This is a genomic window from Ochrobactrum sp. Marseille-Q0166, from assembly GCF_014397025.1.
Lineage (GTDB): Bacteria > Pseudomonadota > Alphaproteobacteria > Rhizobiales > Rhizobiaceae > Brucella.
This window is the reverse complement of record NZ_JACJUO010000001.1, coordinates 338,252-359,640: the sequence shown is the minus strand read 5'-3', so window position 1 is coordinate 359,640 and position 21,389 is coordinate 338,252. Positions and strand designations below refer to the sequence as shown.

Below are 21,389 nucleotides of genomic sequence, written 5' to 3'. Positions count from 1 at the left end.
CTCACAATGGTAACTCCCGGGCATTGGCGATCACAAGATCGCCTAGTCTTTCGACATAAAGTGCGCCAGTGACCGTTCTCTTCACTAGCACATTTCTGCGATCATTTTCATCACGATGGCGGGATAGAAGATCGAGCGTTCCCATCGTGTCGAGCGCACGTGTAATCACCGGCTTGGTGACATTCAGTTTGGCCGCAAGCCCCCGCACGGTATGCGGGGGTGTTTCCAGATAAATTGTCAGAAGGATAGCGGCTTGTCGCGTGGTCAGGTCAGGCATTTCATCCTGCACCTGTGCCAGTGAAAGCGTTTTCAGCAATGTCAGTGCCTGCAAAGGCTTGAGTTCAACGGGCATGGATGACGCAACGCTTAATATCGTTTCGGTTCCGTATCATTTAACGCCGCTTTTTCTTTACTGGCAAGTTAATTCATTTTGCAGGATATTTCTGCTTGAGGAGTGCATAAACCGCACGAATGGCCTGTGCCTCGCCACCAACGGGTGAGGCGGGCTTTTCAACCGGCACCCAGCCAAAAATATCGAAATGCCCCCAAGCCTTTGCTTTTTCGACAAAACGGCTCAGGAACAGAGCAGCCGTCACAGAACCGGCAAAACCGTCAGTCGTGACATTGTTAATGTCAGCCACCCGTGACGAGAGTTTTTGCGCATAGGGTTGCCAGAGCGGCATGCGCCAAAGCGGGTCAGCTGTCTCGTCGGCTTTTTCAGCAATGATCGCGGCGAGCGCATCGTCATTCGTGTAGAAAGGCGGCAAATCGGGACCGAGTGCAACGCGTGCAGCCCCTGTGAGCGTTGCCATATCTATGATCAGTTCCGGCTCTTCCTCATCCGCCAGTGCCAGAGCATCGGCCAGAACCAGACGGCCTTCCGCATCGGTATTACCGATTTCGACCGTTAACCCCTTGCGGCTTTGCAGCACATCACTGGGGCGGAATGCATTGCCTGCAATCGAATTTTCAACAGCCGGAATCAGCACCCGCAATCGCACTGGCAATTTTGCATCCATGATGATGGAGGCAAGGCCCAGCACATTGGCAGCGCCGCCCATATCCTTCTTCATCAACAACATGCCGCTGGCAGGCTTGATGTCGAGACCGCCGGTATCAAAGCATACGCCTTTGCCGACCAGCGTGATTTTGGGGTCGCTGTCTCTGCCCCATGTGAGATCAATGAGGCGTGGCGCAATGCTGCCTGCGCGACCAACGGCATGGATCATAGGGAAATTCTGTTGAAGCAAGGCATCGCCTTCAATCGTGCTGACCTTCGCGCCATTCTTGGAAGCAAGATCGCGCGTTGCCTGTTCGAGCGCGTCTGGTCCCATGTCGTTGGTCGGTGTGTTGATAAGATCGCGTGCAAGCGTTACGGCGTTGGCAATCGATTGCGTTTCAGCGGCATTTACACCTTCCGGCACAGCCAGACGGATGGTCTTATCGCTGACCTTGCGGTAACGCGTAAAATTGTAACCACCCATCAGGAAGGCAAGGGTCACCAGTTCTGCATGGTCGGGCTTGCTCTCGATATGCCAGTCGCCTTCCGGCAATCCACGCGCCAGTTTTCCTGCAAGCAGTTGCGATTGTCCGCCCTGATCGATATCACCTGTGCCAAACAGCGCACCGGCTATCGTGCCGTCTTTACCGGGAAGTACGAGAATGCGCCCGGCCTCACCGTTAAAATCATGGGCCTTGGCCCAGACTGCCGCATCCGGTGTAAGTCCCGCCTGATCGACTCCATTCTTTCCAATGAACCAGATGGGGCGGCTTTTGGCTGATTGCGCAGTGATGATTTCTACGGTCATGATAGTCCTCAGCGATTATTAAACGGCATAATCAATAAACAAATAGCCACCCGGCGTGAACAGGGTGGCTATTCAAATCTCCATGAAAGCGATGCAACTTAATTTCGTTCAGTCATCTGGATCTGTGAGGCTTTATAATCAAAAGCGGAAGCGGGCTTTCCGGCAAAAAGTGCCATGCCGCTGATAACTGCGATAACGGCAAGCGCACCGATGAGTGTGCATTCGATCATCGCTGCACCCGATCTGTTTTTGATAAAACGCGTCATCAACGTCGGCATGTTACTTACCCTGAAATCAAGTCTCGTTGGGGTTCCTTTTAGTGCCTGTCAATTGTGATGAGTTTAAGAAACAAGGAAAATAAAACGTAAATATAGATGGGGTCTGACTTCAATGTGGTTTGGGTTAACGGATGGCAAATGCAGCCGAGCAGCATTATATGGTCTTTAACAGCCCGTTCTTTTTCCCGCTCGAAAGATGAAAAATGCCAGAATTGCCTGAGGTCGAAACGGTTCGCCGTGGTTTGCAACCTTTCATGGAAGGCTCGAAAATCGAGAAGATTGAGCAGAACAGGCCCGACCTCCGTTTCCCTTTTCCTGATCAATTTGTCGAGCGATTGTCCGGGCGAAACATAGACGCTCTCGGACGGCGCGCAAAATATCTCACGATGCATCTCGATGATGGGTTGTCGATCATCAGCCATCTTGGCATGTCCGGTTCATTTCGGATTGAAGCGGACGATGCGGAAGGAATGCCGGGCGGCTTTCATCACGAGCGATCCAAAATCAGCAAACATGACCATGTTGTTTTCCATCTCTTAAGGGGCAATGGATCAACTGCACGCGTCATTTATAATGACCCACGGCGGTTTGGGTTCATGCTCTTTGCGGAGAAAGGTACTTTGGATGAACACCCCTTTCTGAAAGGTCTGGGTGTCGAACCCACAGGCAATCGCCTTTCAGGTGAATTGCTGGGCACACTCTTCGAAGGTCGCAAGACGCCGTTGAAAGCAGCTCTTCTTGATCAACGCCTGATCGCGGGGCTTGGCAATATATATGTCTGTGAGGCTCTATGGCGCTCACGTCTCTCGCCAATGCGTGCCGCAGGTTCAATTGCTCAGGATGGGAAACTCCTTGATCGGCTGGCTGAGGATATTCGCACAGTGATTGCCGAGGCGATTGCAGCTGGCGGCTCCAGTCTTAAGGATTACATTCAGGCTGATGGCGCACTGGGCTACTTCCAGCATTCATTCTCCGTCTATGGTCGAGAAGCACAGCCTTGCCGTACGCCGGGCTGTACCGGTGTTGTGGAACGCGCCGTTCAGGCAGGTCGGTCGACCTTTTTCTGCGCTGCTTGCCAAGGTTGACTCTGAGTTGGCCTTGCCAAAGTGAATCGGGCGGTTCAACTTGGCCGCCAATATGAACCGATCAAGGAGGAGAGGCTTTATCATGGCTTATGAAACGATCGTTGTGGAGACGCGCGGTGGTGTGGGTCTCATTCGTCTCAACAGACCGCAGGCGCTCAATGCATTAAACAGCACTGTGCTGAAAGAACTGACTGAAGCTCTAGCCACTTTTGATACGGATGCCAGAATCGGTGCGATCGTTCTGACGGGCTCGGAAAAAGCCTTTGCGGCTGGTGCCGACATTAAGGAAATGCAGCCGATCAATTTCGTCGATGCCTATTTGCAGGACATGTTTGCAGACTGGCGCAAAGTGGATCGCACGCGTAAGCCGATTATCGCAGCCGTTTCTGGCTATGCGCTGGGTGGTGGCTGTGAACTTGCCATGATGTGCGATTTCATCATTGCAGCCACCAATGCCAAATTCGGCCAGCCGGAAATCACACTCGGCGTAATGCCTGGCATGGGCGGATCACAGCGCCTCACACGTTTTGTTGGCAAGTCGAAGGCTATGGACATGTGCCTGACAGGCCGCATGATGGATGCGCAGGAGGCCGAACGCTGTGGCCTCGTCTCAAGGCTCGTTGCACCGGAAGAATTGATTGAAGAAGCTTTGAAAGCTGCTGAGCGCATTGCTTCTTTTTCCCAGCCATCGGTTCAGATGGTCAAGGAATCGATTAACCGCTCTTACGAGACGACGCTGGATGAAGGTCTGCGTTTCGAGCGACGCCTATTTCATTCGCTGTTTGCAACGGAAGACCAGAAAGAAGGCATGTCTGCATTTATCGACAAGCGTACGCCTTCTTTCAAGAATCGCTGATGGAGGCAGGAACGCGAGATCAATTCAGGCGCTCAAGCTGTCTCAACTGCTCAAAAATCAGCCGGAAGGCCGCATATTGGGCTTTTTGGCAGGTTTAGAAGTTAGAATCCTCGTTGACGCGAAGCCAAAGCTGATCTATAAGCCCGCCACGGATCGGCGGCCCTAGGCATTATGGCTGCCCTAGAGGTTTTGTGCCCGACGGTTAAATCCAATGGGCTGCTGACAGAAAAAGAGAGGCATTTATGGCCAATACTCCTTCGGCCAAGAAGGCAGTGCGCAAGATCGCTGCCCGCACCGAAATCAACAAGTCGCGTCGTTCGCGCGTTCGCACCTTCCTCCGCAAAGTTGAAGATGCGCTCCTGAGCGGGAACAAGGAAGCAGCAACGGTTGCTTTCAAGGCTGCTGAGCCTGAACTGATGCGCGCTGCTTCAAAGGGCGTTGTTCATAAGAATACTGCTGCTCGCAAGGTTTCGCGCCTTGCTGCACGCGTTAAGGCTTTGAACGCCTAATATAGTTTAAAGTTAAACTTATTTTTTAAGACCCGGCTTATTGTTAGCCGGGTTTTCTTTTTGGTTTTTTTTCTAAGGAAAGCTGCTCATTATTGTAGTCATATTATTTTTTAGTAATTTTGCATGTGATTGTGAAATTATCTGCTTTTTTCCAAACAGATGATCGAGTTTTTCTTATTTTTTTCAAAAGCTTGCATAATATTTTCCACAGTTATCCACAGCCTTCCGGAAGGACTCGGAAGGGTCTTTGAGTCAAGCAAATTTTAAAAAATTATTTTCTCGGAGAACATATCGTGCCCACCTAAAAAATCGTCAATCGAAACGCATTGAATCCAAAGGTGTTATTTCTTTAGCATCCGATTCCCTGCCCCCACTCATTAGCCTTGCAAGTCTTAATTGAAGAAAAAACTAAAGATTCTAGGCTTGCCCTTTGCCGCAAGGCTTCGCTAAAGTCAGGGCTCTAGAGGGGTGGGACTTATCCCGGAGTTAGCGTTAAATTAAATAGTTTTGGTCGTGGGCAGACTTGTCCGCGCTTGCTAAATTCTGGGTGTAAGTTCCTGTTCCTATTAAGTTTGCTTCTTTCGATCATTGCTTACCATTCATTAACTGGAATGCTGTTTTAGGCACATCCTCGTCAATTGAATGGTTGCCGCAAGAACCGATCCGGGCAATCAGCTAGGAGTAAGAATTGAGCGAGTCGTAACAGGTAGCTCTAGTAAATTTCTAGGCGCCAGTCCGGGACTAACTGTGGAGCTCTGAGTGTTTTGAGTTTGTGTTTGGCCCTCATTGTTGAGGCGTCAATTTGGAATGTGAGTACCAGCGAGACGACCGGGTCATGAGATCGGGCGATCTTAAGCAGGAAAAAACGATAAGCGCTGCAAAAATGGCGCGTAAGAATGTGAAGGCAGGCGAGACGATGGCAATGATGACTGGTAAGTCGACGGCAACGATGGGTGATGATGCGCATGCGAACCGTATCCATGGATCTTCTGCAACTGGAAAAGAAAACAGCTTGGTGGTTAACGCTGAAAATACGGCGGGTGATGACGTTTTCGAACGCCTGACAGCAAAGCTCAAGGCTCGTGTAGGCAGTGAGATCTATTCGAGTTGGTTTGGTCGTCTCAAGCTTGACGATTTGTCGAAGAGCGTTGTGCGTCTTTCCGTTCCAACAGCGTTCTTGCGGTCTTGGATCAACAACCATTACTCAGACCTGTTGACCGAGCTTTGGCAGGAAGAGAATCCGCAGATTCTCAAAGTTGAAGTGGTCGTGCGCGGAATGAGCCGCGTGGTTCGTACGGCAACGCCTGCTGACGTAGCCGAAGTCACTGAATCAAAGTCGCCAGCCCTCACATTACGTGAAAAAATGGCATTCCCGGTTGGTCAGCCAAGCGTTGAAAAACGAGGTTCTGCAGTTGTTGCAGAATCTGTTGCAGCTTCCGGTTCAGTATTGGGATCGCCTCTTGATCCGCGTTATACCTTTGATTCTTTCATTGATGGTGCGTCTAATCGTGTTGCGCTTGCTGCTGCCCGTACCATTGCAGAAGCCGGCACCAGCGCGGTTCGCTTCAACCCGCTGTTCATTCACGCGTCCGTTGGTCTTGGAAAGACTCACCTTCTTCAGGCAATTGCAGCAGCAGCATTGCAGCGGCAGGAAAAAGCGCGTGTCGTTTATCTGACTGCCGAATATTTCATGTGGCGCTTTGCGACCGCAATTCGTGACAACAATGCTCTGTCGTTCAAGGAACAGCTGCGCGATATCGACCTTCTCGTGATTGATGACATGCAGTTCTTACAGGGCAAATCCATCCAACACGAGTTCTGCCATTTGCTCAACACATTGCTCGACAGTGCCAAGCAAGTCGTTGTCGCAGCTGATCGTGCACCATCAGAACTCGAATCACTGGATGTTCGTGTGCGTTCCCGCCTTCAGGGTGGTGTTGCTCTGGAAGTTGCAGCACCTGATTACGAAATGCGCGTGGAGATGATGCGTCGTCGTCTGACTGCTGCACAAGTTGAAGATCCAAGCCTCAATATCAGTGAGGAAATCCTTTCTCATGTTGCACGAACAGTAACGGGATCCGGCCGCGAGCTGGAAGGTGCTTTCAACCAGCTTCTCTTCCGTCAGTCGTTCGAGCCTAATCTTTCTATTGATCGTGTTGACGAACTGCTTGGTCATTTGACCCGTGTTGGTGAGCCAAAGCGCATCCGTATCGAGGAAATCCAGCGCATCGTCGCTCGTCATTACAATGTGTCGAAGCAGGATTTGCTGTCGAGCCGTCGCACGCGCACCATCGTTAAGCCACGTCAGGTCGCGATGTACCTCGCTAAAATGCTGACACCGCGCTCTCTTCCCGAAATTGGCCGTCGATTTGGTGGTCGTGATCACACAACGGTTCTTCACGCTGTTCGCAAGATTGAAGATCTTGTCGGTGCCGACGCCAAGCTCGCCCAGGAACTGGAACTCCTCAAGCGTTTGATCAACGATCAGGCCACTTAATTGAGAAAAATGAGTTAAAAAGCCTGTGCCGTGTCGATTTGAGATGTGGCACGGGCTTGCTTTTGGTCTCAAAAACCTGCCACTTTAGAAAACCTTCGGGCGCTGCTGGCGCCTTATTGATAGGGGCGTCTGCCCGTTGCGCGGTTGCCCAGTCCTAGAGAGCGAGTGCGTTTCAATATGCGTGTAACCCTGGAACGATCGAACCTTCTTAAATCCCTCAATCACGTCCATCGCGTTGTCGAACGCCGCAACACGATTCCTATCCTGTCGAACGTGCTTTTGCAGGCAGAGGGCGCAAGCCTTGCGCTGAAGGCCACCGACCTTGATCTTGAGGTCAATGAAGCAACTGCAGCCATGGTTGAACAGGCAGGTGCCACCACAGTTCCAGCGCATCTTCTATATGATATCGTCCGCAAGCTTCCTGATGGTGCAGAAGTTATGCTGTCGACCAATCCGGATGGCGGCTCGATGTCAGTCGTCTCGGGAAAGTCGTCATTCCGTCTGCAGTGTCTGCCACAGTCCGATTTCCCCGAACTGACTTCCGGCTCTTTCACACATACTTTCCGCATTGATGCACAGGCTTTGAAGCGGATGATTGATCGTACGCAGTTTGCGATTTCGACGGAAGAAACCCGTTATTATCTCAACGGTATCTATGTTCACGCTATCGAAAGCGACGGCGCACTTAAGCTGCGTGCCGTTGCAACGGACGGTCACCGTTTGGCGCGCGCTGAACTTGAAGCGCCATCGGGTACCGAAGGCATGCCCGGCATCATTATCCCGCGCAAGACTGTTGCAGAATTGCAAAAGCTCGTTGATGTACCCGATATGGTCGTTGTGGTTGAACTCTCTGATGCGAAGATTCGCTTTACGGTTGGTTCTGTCGTTCTGACATCCAAACTGATCGATGGCACATTCCCGGATTATCAACGCGTGATTCCTTCGGGGAACGATAAGAAGCTCACCATTGGTCGCCAGGAATTCGCGGCTTCCGTTGATCGTGTTTCCACGATTTCCAGCGAGCGCGGCCGCGCGGTCAAGCTTTCGATTGCGGATGGTCAGTTGACGTTGACGGTTAATAATCCCGATTCGGGAAGCGCTACCGACGAATTGGCAGCCGATTACGATGCTGATCCGATCGATATCGGTTTCAACTCGAAATATCTGCTCGACATCACAAGCCAGCTTTCCGGTTCCGATGCAGTCTTTATGCTGGCTGACGCCGGTTCTCCTACGCTGGTGCGTGATACGGGCGATGAAGATGTGCTTTATGTTCTGATGCCGATGCGCGTCTAGGACTTGAAAATCGACCGTGAGCATTTCTGAACCCAATATAAGCCGTCCGGATCGTGTCTCGGTCCGGCGGCTTAAACTTTCTGATTTCCGCAACTATTCGGAACTCACGCTCCCGCTTGGTCCCGGCCATGTGGTCCTGACGGGTGAAAACGGGTCAGGCAAAACCAATCTCATTGAAGCTTTATCATTTCTGTCGCCCGGTAGAGGACTTCGTCGTGCTTCTTATGATGATGTGGCCCGCACCAATGGGAATGATGGTTTTGCTATTCATGCAGCACTGGATTGCATGATCTATGGCGATATTGAAATTGGCACGGGTACGGCAGGTGGCGGCGAAGGTGGCCGAAAAGTCCGCATCAATGGCATAGCCGCATCCGGTGACGAACTTCTCGATTATGTGCGCATTCTCTGGGTTGTGCCGTCAATGGACGGTCTATTTACCGGCGGCGCATCGGACAGGCGGCGCTTTCTTGACCGCATGGTACTGGCAATTGATACCGGCCACGGCAAGCGCGTACTGGATTATGAAAAGGCCATGCGTTCGCGCAATCGTCTGCTGAGTGACGGCAACAGCGACAATCAGTGGCTCGATGCGATTGAAAGCCAGATGGCCGAGCTTGGCATTGCGATTGCTGCAGCCCGCTCGGAGGCAATGCGGCTGATCGCTGCGATGATTGAACGTTTGCCCGCCGAAGGTCCATTCCCAAAAGCAGACTGCTTTCTTGAAGGGGCGCTTGAGCAGCGGATTGGTCTTGAAGCAGCGCTTGATCTTGAAGAAGATTTTCGTCGTATAATGCGGGACGGTCGTGCTCGGGATCGCGCTGCAGGCCGCACGCTTGAAGGTCCACATCGCACGGATCTGATTGTGCAGCACCGGCCAAAATCCATGCCGGCTGCGCTCTGTTCTACCGGCGAGCAGAAAGCGCTGCTGATCGGGCTTATTCTGGCTCATGCAAGGCTGACGGGTGAGCTCTCGGGCATGGCGCCGATTCTGTTGCTTGATGAAATCGCCGCCCATCTCGATACCGGACGTCGTGCGGCTTTATTCGGTATTCTCGATGATCTCGGTGGACAGGCTTTCATGACCGGAACCGACCGTTCGCTTTTTGAGGCCCTTGAGGGGGATGCGCAATTTTTCAATGTTGCTTCGGGCGAACTCACCAGACTTTGATGCAAAATATCCGCTGACAGATGCCCTTAACGGGCTTATGTTCATGCATCATGAACGTATCATCAAAGCCCTTTTCATCCGAAGAATTAGAGCGCTATGCGCGCCATATCGTGCTGCCGGAAATCGGCGGACCAGGGCAGCAGAAGCTGAAAGCTGCTCGTGTGCTCATATTGGGCGCAGGCGGACTCGGCGCGCCGGTCCTGCAATATTTGGCTGCAGCTGGCATCGGAACACTTGGCCTAGTCGACGACGATACGGTGTCGTTGTCAAACCTTCAGCGACAGGTAATCCACGACACTGAAAGCGTTGGTCAGAGCAAAGTTGAGAGCGCGATTTCTTCGATTGCTCGTATCAATCCGCATGTGAAGGTCGAAGGCCACGTCTTCCGCCTCGGCAGTGAAAATGCGCAGGCCCTGATCAGCCAATATGATGTCGTTGTCGATGGCTCTGACAACTTTACGACACGTTATGCGCTCGCAGACGCAAGCGCTCAGGCAGAGCGTCCGCTGGTCACAGGCGCAATGGGGCGCTTTGACGGCACAGTCACTGTGCTTATGCCTTATGAAAAGGACGCTGATGGAGTGCCTAATCCTTCCTATCGCGATCTTTTTCCAGATATGCCGCCGCCAGGTGCTGTGCCGACATGTGCAGAGGCCGGGATTCTTGGAGCATTGCCGGGCGTGATCGGCAGTTTGCAGGCTATGGAAGTCATCAAGCTCATAACAGGCATTGGCGAACCGCTGGTCGGAAGGCTTCTGCTTTACAATGCATTGAATGTGCGTTTTGAAACCATTCGATACAGGGCACGCAAACCCAAATGACAGAATTTTGCGTGACATCCATCGATGCGGATTTTGGTCGCTGGGATGAGCTTCTCAAGCTCATTCAGGACAGTTTCGCCTATATGGATGGCATTATCGATCCGCCATCGTCTGCGCGTCGCCTAACTATAAATGCTCTTAAGGAGAAAGCGCTGGTGGAAACCGGCTTTGCAGGATTCGTTGGTGATGTTTTGGTTGGTTGTGTGTTCATCGCTGAGAAAGAAGATCATTTTTATCTCGGCAAGCTTGCTGTCGCACCTGCCTTTGAAGGCCGGGGTATTGCACGTCAGCTCATGGCAAAGGCCGAGCGGCAGGCAGTCGCACGTGCTAAGCCGACAATGGAGCTGCAAGTGCGTATTGAACTCGAACGCAATCACGTTGTCTTCAGTAAGCTTGGCTATCGCAAAGCAGCCGAGACATGCCACCCCGGATTTACAAGGACGACATCGATAACCATGCGTAAGGAGATCTCGCGTGGCACTGACATTAACCCATGAAGAGCAGTCGATAGCTGCCGGGGAACAGGGGCAAGGGGCTGCGATGGCAATGCGCATCGTGGCCGAAACAGCGCATTTGATGGGGGCACCACGCCTCATCCCGATCGCGTCAGCACATATTGATGGCGCGCTCTATCACGGCGATAGCGGCATGTTGTTCGCTGAACGACTGGTGGATGGCGGTGCCAGAACAAAAGTGCGCGCCACTCTCAATGTGGGGTCCATTGATCTCACCGGCTGTTCGCGCAATCTGTTGCCCAAGCATGAGGCCGACATGGCCCGACGTATGATGCGGGCTTACATCAAATTGGGTTGCGAGCCGACATGGACCTGCGCACCCTATCAGGCCGGACATCGTCCTGCGAGGAGAACAGATGTCGCCTGGGGCGAGTCGAATGCCGTTGTATTCTGCAATTCCGTTCTCGGTGCCAGGACAAACCGTTACGGCGACTTTCTGGATATAGCCTGTGCTATTTCTGGACGCGCACCGGATTATGGTCTTCATCGAAACGAGAATCGCCGAGCGACGGTCATTCTCGATGTCTCTGCAGTTGATCCTGCTTTCCTTCAGTCAGAGGTCGCGTGGCCGATTCTTGGCAATCTGTTTGGCCGGAGCATCGGCACAAATATCGGTGTCGTGGCGGGTGCGGGAATGATTCCGGATGAAGATGCGTTGAAGGCCTTTGGAGCTGCAGCGGCATCGGTGGGCGCTGTTGGCCTTTTTCATGTGGTGGGTGTGACGCCCGAAGCTCCTGACCTTGAAACAGCACTGCAGCATCAAAAGCCCGATGGCATCGTTCATGTGACACAGGGAATGATCGAAGCCACCCGCAAGCGTCTTTCGACGGTCGATCATGTGGATGCAATTGATGCGGTGGCAATTGGAAGCCCGCATCTGTCGATCAGTGAATTTGACAGGCTCGAACGTGCAATCGCCGGTCGGAAACTTGCCGTACCCCTTTATGCCTGCACCGGGCGTCATGCCCTCGTTGAACTGGAAAACAGCGGACGCAGAGTGCTGCTCGAAAAGGCAGGCGTTGTCATCGTGGCGGATACTTGTGTCGTGGTGACGCCTATCATGCCAACAAAGGATGATGCGGTTCTGATGACCAATTCCGGTAAGTTCGCGCACTACGCGCCGGGTAATACCGGATATGGCGTTCTGTATGGCTCACTTGAGGAATGCGTCGAAAGCGCTGTCGCTGGTCGGCCTATATTTGTGAGGCAGGCCGCATGAGTACGCCCAATTATATGTCATCGGTTCTGGTATCAGGGAAGGTGACAGAAGCTCAGGCACTGGTATTGTCGGCTCCTATTAGCTTTTGGGGCGGAGTTGATCCCAAAACTGGACGGATTGCCGACGTCCGCCATCCAGAACACGGGCAGAGTATTTCGGGCTATGTATTGTGTTTACCGGGAACGATTGGTTCGTCATCAGCCGCAGCAGTGCTGCTGGAGCTGGTTCATGCCGGTTTGGCACCGGCAGCAATCATATTGCATGAACCCGATGCTATTTTGCTTCTCGGGCTTATTGTTGCACGCGAGATGGGGCACGATGTGCCGATTGCAGTGGAGTTTGATCGGGAAGCCCAAAAAAAACTCGCCGGCCATCGGGTGACGATCGGCGAGAATGGGATTATTTCAATCAGCGACTAATATTGCGTAGCGCGATCAACCACGTTTTCGAGCGTGCCATCGCGTTCAAACGCTTCGATCTGGCGGATAATCTGCGGAACAATCGCGGTTGTCGAGGAACTTGCAGCCGCATGTGGCGTGATCGTCACCTTTGGATGCGTCCACAGTGGGCTATCAGTGGGCAGCGGTTCCTGGTTAAACACATCGAGCGTGACTGCCGAAAGCAGGCCACGATCAAGAGCAGCAAGAATATCAGCTTCGTTCTGTAACCCACCACGACCTGCGTTGATTAGTACAGGCGCTCCCAGCGGGCCGTCGCTTTTCAATTGCGCAAACATTGTCATGGAGAGAATGCCCTTGGTGTCCGGCGTCAAAGGCAGAAGACAGACGAAGATATCGGCAGTCTTGAGGAAGCGTGTGAAGCCTTCCTTTCCGTTGAAGGTCTGAACGCCGTCGATTTCCTGCGGCCGGCGACTCCATCCGGTTACATTGAAACCAATCGCTTTGAGTTTTTCTGCTGCATCACGGCCCAAAACCCCCAGTCCCAAAATGCCGACAGTCACTTCATGGGCTGCTGGCTGGCGCGGGTCCTCATGCCAGACACGGTTCTTCTGTTGCTTGCGATAGTTCGCGCCGAGGCGATGATGATCAAGTACCTGCCAGACCACATATTCTGTCATGCGCATGGTGAGATCATCTGAAATGACGCGAACCAACGGGACATCCGGAATATGTGGATCATGAAAGACATGATCGACGCCGGCCCCCAGCGAAAAGATTACTTTGAGGTTTGGCAAGTTTGCCAGAGAACCCGGCTTCTGCTTCCAGACGAGCGCATATTCGATGCTTGGATCACTTTCTGCGCGCTCTGTCACGACATTGCGTTCAGGCGCATGCGCTTTGAAACTGTCGATCCAGATTGCCGGGTCCCAATTGGTTATTGAAAGTAGGATATTTCCCTTATCGCTCATTGTCTTATTCCTCCCTCGGTCGCCTCCATGTGGAAGGCTGCCGCCATCAATGCTTTGGTGTAGTCTGTTTTTGGATTGGCGAAGACTTCCTTTGACGTTCCATATTCGACTGCCTTGCCATTGCGCATCACCAACACATCATTGGCCAGTGCCCGCACCACTTTCAGATCGTGGCTTATGAAAAGATAAGCGAGGTCATGCTTCTTTTGCAAAGCGCGCAAAAGATCCACCACCTGTGCCTGCACGCTCATATCAAGCGCCGAGGTCGGCTCGTCCAGCATCACGAATTTCGGATTGAGCACCATGGCACGCGCAATGGCGATACGCTGGCGCTGACCGCCGGAAAATTCATGCGGGTAGCGGAAGCGGCTTTCAGGATCAAGGTTCACTTCTTTGAGCGCTGCGACTACGCGCTCATCTCGCTCATCAGCGGAAATCTTTGGCTCATGCACCAGCAGACCTTCAGCAATGATATCAGCAATGGTCATACGCGGGCTCAATGAGCCGAAAGGGTCTTGAAAAACGATCTGCATTTCGCGGCGCAGCGGACGCATATCCTTGAAGCTGAACTTCGCGATATCGCGTCCATCAAAGCGGATTTCCCCTTTGGATGAAATCATGCGCGACAGGGCGAGGCCCAGCGTTGTTTTGCCTGAACCGGACTCACCTACCACACCCAGCGTCTGTCCAGCACGCAGTTCCACATCAATCCCATCCACGGCCTTCACATGATCAACCGTCTTACGAAGGAATCCCTTCTTGATCGGGAACCAGACCCGGACATCCTTGCCTTCCATCACCGTTTTGGCAGAGAGATCGGCCAGAGGAGGTTCACCCTTCGGCTCTGCAGCAAGGAGATGCTTAGTATATTCGTGTTGCGGATTATCAAAAATTTCCTTGGTCGGTCCGGTCTCGACAATCTTGCCCTTGCTCATCACGCAAACCCGGTCGGCGATCTTGCGAACGATACCGAGGTCATGGGTAATGAAGAGCATCGACATGTTTTGCGAAGTTTTTAGCTCTGCAAGTAGCTGCAAAATTTGTGCCTGCACTGTGACGTCCAGCGCCGTCGTCGGTTCGTCAGCAATCAACAGCTTTGGCTCGTTGGCAAGCGCCATAGCAATCATAACGCGCTGGCGCTGGCCCCCCGAAAGCTGATGCGGGAAGGACTGAAGACGTTTTTCCGGCTCACGGATACCTACTTCTTCCAGCAGTTCCAGCGTCCGTTTGCGCGCTGCCTGATCGCTCATGCCCTGATGCATCTTCAGGATTTCACCGATCTGCCGCTCCACCGTATGCAATGGATTGAGCGAGGTCATCGGCTCCTGAAAGATCATCGTGACATCATTGCCACGCACGCGGCGCAACTCTGGCTCGGATGCCTTCATCAGATCTTTGCCGTTGAAGAAAACTTCACCGGATGGATGGGTTGCAGCCGGATAGGGCAGAAGCTTCAGAATGGAGAGCGCCGAAACGGACTTTCCCGAGCCCGACTCGCCAACGAGCGCAATGGTTTCACCTTCCGCAATGTCGAAGGAAACATGATCAACGGAAATGCGTTCTTCGCCGTTCTGGCGGAAAGCGACGGAAAGATCACGGACGGAAAGCAGGGGCTTATTTTTCATTGATCCGTCACTCATTGAAACGCCTTTCTCGGATCGAATGCATCGCGTGTCGCTTCACCGATGAAGATCAGCAGCGACAGCATGACCGAGATCACCACAAAGCCTGTAATGCCAAGCCAAGGGGCTTGAAGATTGTTCTTGCCCTGAGCGAGCAACTCGCCAAGCGAAGCCGAACCGGGCGGCAGGCCAAACCCCAGAAAATCGAGCGCTGTCAGTGTCGTGATCGAACCATTGAGAATAAACGGTAGAAAGGTGAGTGTTGCCACCATCGCATTGGGCAAAAGATGTCGCCACATGATGGTGCCGTTCTTTACGCCCAGCGCGCGAGCTGCATTCACATATTCAAAGTTTCTGGCCCGCAAAAACTCGGCACGCACAACGCCGACAAAGGCGACCCATGAGAACAGCAGCATAATGCCCAGCAAGACCCAGAATCCGGGCGGTAATATCGCAGCGATAATCAAAAGCAGATAAAGTACCGGGATTGATGACCAGATTTCGATCACACGCTGGAAGATCAGATCCACCCAGCCGCCGAAATAGCCTTGCACTGCACCAGCAGTCACGCCGATGATTGCAGAGAAGAAGGTGAGGATCAGGCCAAACAGCACGGAAATGCGGAAGCCATAAAGTGCACGCGCAAAGACATCGCGCGCCTGATCATCAGTACCGAGCCAGTTGAAATTTCCAACAATGCAATTGGGATCATTCACGCCCAGCGGATAGCGCTGGCAACGCTGTTCTGCCGTATAAAGCCAGAAGGGCTTTGATGGAGCAGCTTCCGGAATGTCATTGTTGACTGTATTGAAAGAATAGCGAACTGGGGGCCAGATAGCCCAGCCATTATTGGCGATTTCTTCCTGTATCACCGGATCGCGATAATCGGTGACCGCATAAAAACCGCCGAATTTCTCTTCCGGGTAATCGACAAAAACCGGTGTCAGCAACTCGCCCTTGTAGGAAACGAGGATCGGTTTGTCATTGGCGATAAACTCGGAGCAGAGCGCAGCCAAGAGTAAGAACAAGAAAATCCATAGCGACCAGTAACCGCGCCTATTGGCCTTGAAATTCTGCCAGCGACGACGATTGAGCGGCGAAAGAAACGGGCGTTTTACAGGCTTTACGCGAGAGGAAAGTGTAGTGTCAGTCATCACACGTCCCTCCGGTCAAAATCGATGCGCGGATCAATCCATGTGTACATTAGATCAGACAACAAGCCGACCAGAAGGCCAATCAGTGAGAAAATAAACAAGCTGGCAAATACTACCGGATAATCGCGATTGATGATCGACTGATAGCCGAGCAGTCCTAGCCCATCGAGCGAAAAGATTGTTTCAATCAGCAGTGATCCGGTAAAGAAAGCGGAGATGAAGGCCCCAGGAAAACCGGCAATCACGATCAGCATCGCATTGCGGAACACGTGGCGATAAAGCACCTGATGTTCGGTTAGTCCCTTGGCGCGTGCCGTGGTTACATATTGTTTGCGGATTTCTTCCAGAAACGAGTTCTTGGTTAGAAGCGTCGTAGTGGCAAAGGCCGACAGGACCAGAGCCGTTACTGGCAAAACCATGTGCCAAAGATAATCGCCGATTTTTCCCATCAACGACATTTGTGCAAAGTCTGGCGAGGTAAGACCACGCAGTGGGAACCAGTCGAAGAATGAGCCGCCGGCAAAAAGCACGACCAGTAGAATGGCAAACAGGAAGCTTGGAATGGCATAGCCGACGATGATGATCGCGCTGGTCCATGTATCGAAGCGGGTGCCTTCCTTGATTGCCTTGCGAATGCCGAGGGGAATCGAGATCAGATAGGAGAGAAAAGTGAGCCAAAGGCCCAGCGATATGGAAACCGGCATCTTTTCTTTAATAAGATCGATCACGCTTATGTCGCGGAAGTAACTGCGGCCAAAATCAAAGCTCAGGTAACTCCATAGCATATGTCCGAAGCGTTCAAGCGGAGGTTTATCAAAGCCAAACTGCTTTTCAAGATCGGCAATGAATTGCGGATCAAGCCCCTGTGCACCGCGATATTTGGAATTGACCGAGCCACTATCCATTCCCGCTTGTCCGGCGTCAGCGCCGCCACCGGAAATGCGATCAAGAGCGTCGCCGCCTTGACCAGAGAGCTGCGCAATGACGCGCTCAACAGGACCACCGGGTGCAAACTGAACGACAGCGAAAGATATGGCCATGATGCCAAGAATGGTTGGGATCATCAAAAGCAGGCGGCGTAAAATATATGCGCCCATCAGCCTTCGCGGCTCCGTAAATTCAGATTGCTTTTATGGCTTGCCAATAGCTTTTGCCCTTTTGTTTTCAAAACCGTGTTTCTGCCCGAAAACGTCTTCCCTTTTCGGGGTTATGTTTTAATCCACCAAAGCGTCTCAACTGGAAAGCCATAATCGGGCTTTGGCTCTTTGAAGCCAAAGCGATCCCAATAGGCGACCAGATGATTCGCTGCTGTCCAATTTGGAATCCACTCCAGCCGGATACGCAAGTACCGATCAAGCACGCGGATCGTTGCGATAAGTTCGTCGCGGTTGGAAACCTTACCGACATCATCGATCAGTTCGTCGATGATCGGATCGGAAGTACCCGGGAGATTGTAGCTGCCGGGGGTGTTTGCGGATTTTGATCCGAACATTCCTGCGAGCGATTCTTTTGTTGGTGTCGCACCAAATTGCATGGCGATGCCCACCAGATCGAAGTCGAAATCCTGCATCCGGGCTTGATATTGGCTTGGATCCACCAGCCGCAAACTTGCATCAATGCCGATTGCCCGCATCTTCTGAACGAAAGGATTATAAATTCGGGAGAAGCTTTCCGAATTACTGAGAATCTCGAGCGCGAATTTTTCGCCGTTCGGGCTTTGGAATTGACCGTTTTTGCGTTCAAAGCCAGCTGCATGCATCAGTTCTATGGCGCGGGAAAATTGTTTGCGATCGCGCCCCGATCCGTCAGAAACGGGCATGCGTGGTGCTTCCCCGAACACAGCGTCAGGAATTTTGCCACGATAACGTTCAAGAATCTGTATTTCGGCTTCGGTGGGCAGCCCTATTGCCTGAAAATCGGAGCCATTGAAATTGGATTGCGAACGCTCATAGGTCGAGTAGAACAGGTTCGCATTCGTCCATTCGAAGTCGAAGCATAGATTGATCGCCTCACGTACTCGCGGATCGCGAAACCTCTCACGGCGCTGGTTGAGTGCCCAGGCTTGCATGAGAGGACGCTTTTCTCGTGGAAAGGTCCGCTTGATGATCTTCTTTTGCTCAATGGCTGGGAAATCGTAAGCAGTGGCCCAGTTTTTTGCGACACTTTCCTGCCGAAAATCGATATTGCCCTTTTTGAAGGCCTCGAACTCTGGTTGTCGATCACGATAAAACTCTATTCTAAGGCGATCAAAGTTGTTCGTTCCACGCTGAACCGGCAAATCTTTCGCCCAATAGTCTTCCACGCGTTCATACTCGATTGCTTGGCCGGCTATGACTTTGCCAACGCGATAAGCGCCTGATCCGAGAATGACTTCCATGCCGGCAGCATCGAAGTCCCGATCCTTGAACCAGTCTTTCGACAATATTGGCAATGTTACTGCGTCAAGAATGGCGCTGGGGTTACCACCGGCTGCAAAGTGCATCTGCACCTCGCGCTTTCCAATTTCTTTCACGGTTTCAAGCGATGCAAGCGTTTGCCGGATGAGCGGATGCCCTCTTTCTTTCAGGGTCACATAAGTGAAAACGACATCTTTAGACTCCACGGGCGAGCCGTCGTGAAAGCGTGCCTCCTTACGCAATTTAAAGAGACATGTTTGCCGATCTTTGGAAAGCGTGACACTTTCAGCGATCAGACCATAGACGGCATCCGGTTCATCCAGCGCCGAAGCCATGAGGCTGTCAAAAGTAAGCTCCATACGCGGCGGGGCATCGCCTTTGAATGTGAATGTGTTGAGCGTGTTGAAGGTGGCAGTGTTCTGATTCCAGTACCACGTGTTCGGGGCGAGCGTGAAAGTGCCGCCCTTTGGAGCATCCGGATTCACATAATCAAAATGTTTGAAATCTTGCGGATATTTCAGTTCGCCAAAGGCTGAAAGACCGTGCAAGGGCTTATTTACGGCAAGTTTTGCAAAGGCCGTTCCCGGCAGGCAGGCAGCGATCGCAGCGCTGCCTGAGAGTCCCAGAAAATGGCGGCGATCCATATGAAAACGGGTCATTCTCTCAAGTGCCCTATTGTGCGCCAGTTTTGATCTTTGATTCTTTCGCCGGATCCACCCACCACGAGAATGGATCAATTCCCCGATAATCGGGTTGGTTTTCAGGCATACCGAATTTGTTCCAATAGGCTATATTGATATGGTCGGAATACCATTGCGGAATGACGTAGTAGTTCCATAGCAGTGCACGATCGAGTGCATGGGTTGCAGCAACCAGCTCCTCACGATCTTTCGCATAGATGACGCGGTCAATCAGCTTGTCGATAGCCGGGTTCTTGATTCCGGCATAGTTACGGCTGCCTTTGAAGTCAGCGGCCTTGGAGCCCCACATGTCGCGTTGTTCATTACCGGGAGAATCCGATTGCGGGGTCACTGCGGATATAACATCGTAGTCAAAATCATTGACGCGCGCCTGATATTGCGCCGCATCTACCGTTCGAATTCGTGCGTCGATACCGATCTTCTTCAAATTCTGGATATAGAGATTGTGCACGCGCTCGAAAGTCGGGCCGTCATCCAGAAATTCAATCGTGAACTGGTTGCCATTGGCATCAACCAGTTTGTTGTTCTGTAATTTCCAGCCTGCTTCATTAAAAAGTTGCAGCGCTTTGCGTAGATTGTCGCGTGTTGCCTGGGGTGTATCGTAAACGGGTGCTTTGAATTCGTCCGTCAGCGCTACAGCTGGTAATTCATCCTTTACAGTCTCCAGAATTGCCTTTTCTTGTGGTGTTGGCGGGCCATCAAGCTGTAACTGATTGCCCGAGAAGTAGCTGTTGATGCGGGTATATTGATTGAAGAAAAGCAGACGGTTCATCGATTCAAAATCAAAAGCGTAAGTTAGCGCCTCACGAACTTTTGGATCTTTAAACTTGTCTTTGCGCGTGTTGAGAAAATAGCCCTGCATGCGCCCCACAGCATTATACGGGAATGATTTCTTTACGACGTCACCGCGCTGAGCGGCGGGGAAATTATACTGCTCTGCCCAGCGCTGGGCGCGATTCTCGTTGCGATAATCGTATTGCCCGCCTTTTTTGAAGGCCTCCCACGTCGCGTCTTCGCTTAAATAATATTCGTAGCGTACTTCATCAAAATTGTTGCGACCGACATTTTCGGGCAAGTCTTTGCCCCAATAGTCGGCAACACGTTCCCAGACGACGGAACGTCCCGGTACCGCGCTTTTGATCTTATAGGCACCTGACCCGAGAGGGATTTCGAGTGTCGGACGCGTGATGTCACGTTGTTTTCCCTGAGGGTCTTTTCCTTTCCACCAATGCTTTGGCAGCACAGCAAGCTGACCCATGATCTGGGGCAATTCGCGGTTACCCTTTTGTGAGAACGTGAATGTTACCTCGTGATCGCCAGTCGTTTCGGCCTTTTCAACATCGCCATAATATTTGTTGTAAAGTGGCGACTGCTTCTTGAGGACATCGAACGACCAGATGACATCATCGACAGTAATTGGCTGTCCATCATGCCATTTTGCGTTGGGATTAAGCTTGAACTTTACCCAGGAAAAATCGTCCGGGTATTGCAGTGCTTCAGCGATCTGTGGGTACTGCGTTGACCCTTGATCGAGTGAATCGCTCATCAGTGTGTCATAGAGCATTCCGCCGCCGAAATCGGCGAGACCAGCTGCTGCAACACCTTGAATGACGTAAGGATTGAAGCTGTTGAATGTACCGACGGCTACCTGATTGAGAACACCGCCTTTTGGCGCGTCAGGGTTCACATAGTCATAATGTTTGAAGCCCGCTGGATATTTCGGTTCGCCAATCAGGCTGGAAGAGTATCGCCATTGTGGTTCGCTGCCTGCCGCATGCGCCAGGGATACTGTGCTTGCCAACATGGTCACTGCGAAGGCGCCCGCCCAAAAACCTCTCATCCAGCATCTCCGTTTCTGCTTGGGATAGTGTGGGAATGATTCTTATGGTTTTTTGCGGAGGAAGAAAGGCACAAGTTGAAAAAACATGCAGGCAATGGAAATTACGAGAGATTTCCATTTTTATCTTTCGCGTATTCTTGCTCTTGGCAGAACTCTGCGGATGTAGATGCAGCAAGGTTTGAATGTTTAAGGGAAAAATGCGAACGCCTCTCCGCTTGCAACAGAGAGGCGCTCCATAGAATCGGAATTTGT

The 21,389-nt window shown here is 52.0% G+C and carries 19 protein-coding genes; 10 read left to right on the top strand and 9 right to left on the bottom strand.

Annotated features, from left to right (window positions below):
• Position 1: 1 nt before the first annotated feature.
• From H5024_RS01640 to H5024_RS01630, 3 genes are all read right to left on the bottom strand, one after another.
• Entirely contained in the window at positions 2–352 is a 351-nt protein-coding gene (locus H5024_RS01640; RefSeq protein ID WP_187543726.1) for a MarR family transcriptional regulator, read from the bottom strand.
• A 73-nt stretch (positions 353–425) separates the two neighbouring features.
• Positions 426–1,808: a leucyl aminopeptidase family protein gene (locus H5024_RS01635; protein WP_187543725.1), complete on the bottom strand. Its 1,383-nt coding sequence runs from the start codon at positions 1,806–1,808 to the stop codon at positions 426–428.
• A 98-nt stretch (positions 1,809–1,906) separates the two neighbouring features.
• Entirely contained in the window at positions 1,907–2,086 is a 180-nt protein-coding gene (locus H5024_RS01630; RefSeq protein ID WP_187543724.1) for a Flp family type IVb pilin, read from the bottom strand.
• Positions 2,087–2,289: 203 nt separating this feature from the next.
• Here H5024_RS01630 and mutM point away from each other — a divergent pair, with 203 nt between their 5' ends.
• From mutM to H5024_RS01580, 10 genes are all read left to right on the top strand, one after another.
• Positions 2,290–3,171 carry a bifunctional DNA-formamidopyrimidine glycosylase/DNA-(apurinic or apyrimidinic site) lyase gene (gene mutM / locus H5024_RS01625; protein ID WP_187543723.1) on the top strand — a complete coding sequence of 294 codons (882 nt, stop codon included), beginning with the start codon at positions 2,290–2,292 and terminating at the stop codon, positions 3,169–3,171.
• A gap of 82 nt (positions 3,172–3,253) precedes the next feature.
• On the top strand, positions 3,254–4,027 hold the full coding sequence (locus H5024_RS01620; protein ID WP_187543722.1) for an enoyl-CoA hydratase: 774 nt from the start codon (positions 3,254–3,256) through the stop codon (positions 4,025–4,027).
• 242 nt (positions 4,028–4,269) lie between these two features.
• Positions 4,270–4,536: a 30S ribosomal protein S20 gene (gene rpsT / locus H5024_RS01615; RefSeq protein WP_187543721.1), complete on the top strand. Its 267-nt coding sequence runs from the start codon at positions 4,270–4,272 to the stop codon at positions 4,534–4,536.
• A gap of 922 nt (positions 4,537–5,458) precedes the next feature.
• Positions 5,459–7,033, top strand: coding sequence for a chromosomal replication initiator protein DnaA (gene dnaA / locus H5024_RS01610; protein ID WP_187546516.1), 1,575 nt, complete (start codon positions 5,459–5,461; stop codon positions 7,031–7,033).
• A 177-nt stretch (positions 7,034–7,210) separates the two neighbouring features.
• Entirely contained in the window at positions 7,211–8,329 is a 1,119-nt protein-coding gene (gene dnaN, locus H5024_RS01605) for a DNA polymerase III subunit beta (RefSeq protein ID WP_187543720.1), read from the top strand.
• 16 nt (positions 8,330–8,345) lie between these two features.
• On the top strand, positions 8,346–9,500 hold the full coding sequence (recF, locus tag H5024_RS01600) for a DNA replication/repair protein RecF (protein WP_187543719.1): 1,155 nt from the start codon (positions 8,346–8,348) through the stop codon (positions 9,498–9,500).
• Between the two features lie 50 nt (positions 9,501–9,550).
• On the top strand, positions 9,551–10,321 hold the full coding sequence (locus tag H5024_RS01595) for a molybdopterin-synthase adenylyltransferase MoeB (RefSeq protein ID WP_187543718.1): 771 nt from the start codon (positions 9,551–9,553) through the stop codon (positions 10,319–10,321).
• A complete protein-coding gene (locus tag H5024_RS01590) occupies positions 10,318–10,818 on the top strand; it encodes a GNAT family N-acetyltransferase (RefSeq protein WP_187543717.1) in 501 nt (166 codons plus the stop codon). Before H5024_RS01595 ends, H5024_RS01590 begins: the two co-directional genes overlap by 4 nt.
• Positions 10,796–12,055 (top strand): aconitase X catalytic domain-containing protein, encoded by a 1,260-nt coding sequence (locus H5024_RS01585; RefSeq protein WP_187543716.1) that lies wholly within the window; start codon positions 10,796–10,798, stop codon positions 12,053–12,055. Before H5024_RS01590 ends, H5024_RS01585 begins: the two co-directional genes overlap by 23 nt.
• Positions 12,052–12,474 (top strand): DUF126 domain-containing protein, encoded by a 423-nt coding sequence (locus tag H5024_RS01580; protein WP_187543715.1) that lies wholly within the window; start codon positions 12,052–12,054, stop codon positions 12,472–12,474. The genes H5024_RS01585 and H5024_RS01580 overlap by 4 nt, the downstream gene beginning before the upstream one ends.
• Here H5024_RS01580 and H5024_RS01575 read toward each other — a convergent pair.
• The 6 genes from H5024_RS01575 to H5024_RS01550 form a co-directional block, all read right to left on the bottom strand.
• On the bottom strand, positions 12,471–13,424 hold the full coding sequence (locus H5024_RS01575; RefSeq protein ID WP_187543714.1) for a glyoxylate/hydroxypyruvate reductase A: 954 nt from the start codon (positions 13,422–13,424) through the stop codon (positions 12,471–12,473). The two genes, H5024_RS01580 and H5024_RS01575, sit on opposite strands and share 4 nt — an antisense overlap.
• Positions 13,421–15,064, bottom strand: a complete 1,644-nt coding sequence (locus H5024_RS01570; RefSeq protein ID WP_187543713.1) for an ABC transporter ATP-binding protein — start codon at positions 15,062–15,064, stop codon at positions 13,421–13,423. Before H5024_RS01570 ends, H5024_RS01575 begins: the two co-directional genes overlap by 4 nt.
• The gene (locus tag H5024_RS01565; protein WP_187543712.1) at positions 15,061–16,200 is read right to left on the bottom strand and encodes an ABC transporter permease; all 1,140 of its coding nucleotides are present in this window, start codon (positions 16,198–16,200) and stop codon (positions 15,061–15,063) included. Before H5024_RS01565 ends, H5024_RS01570 begins: the two co-directional genes overlap by 4 nt.
• Positions 16,200–17,297: a microcin C ABC transporter permease YejB gene (locus H5024_RS01560; RefSeq protein WP_187543711.1), complete on the bottom strand. Its 1,098-nt coding sequence runs from the start codon at positions 17,295–17,297 to the stop codon at positions 16,200–16,202. The genes H5024_RS01565 and H5024_RS01560 overlap by 1 nt, the downstream gene beginning before the upstream one ends.
• A 110-nt stretch (positions 17,298–17,407) precedes the next feature.
• A complete protein-coding gene (locus H5024_RS01555; protein ID WP_187543710.1) occupies positions 17,408–19,255 on the bottom strand; it encodes an extracellular solute-binding protein in 1,848 nt (615 codons plus the stop codon).
• Positions 19,256–19,268: 13 nt separating this feature from the next.
• Positions 19,269–21,137 carry an extracellular solute-binding protein gene (locus tag H5024_RS01550; RefSeq protein ID WP_187543709.1) on the bottom strand — a complete coding sequence of 623 codons (1,869 nt, stop codon included), beginning with the start codon at positions 21,135–21,137 and terminating at the stop codon, positions 19,269–19,271.
• Positions 21,138–21,389 lie beyond the last annotated feature (252 nt).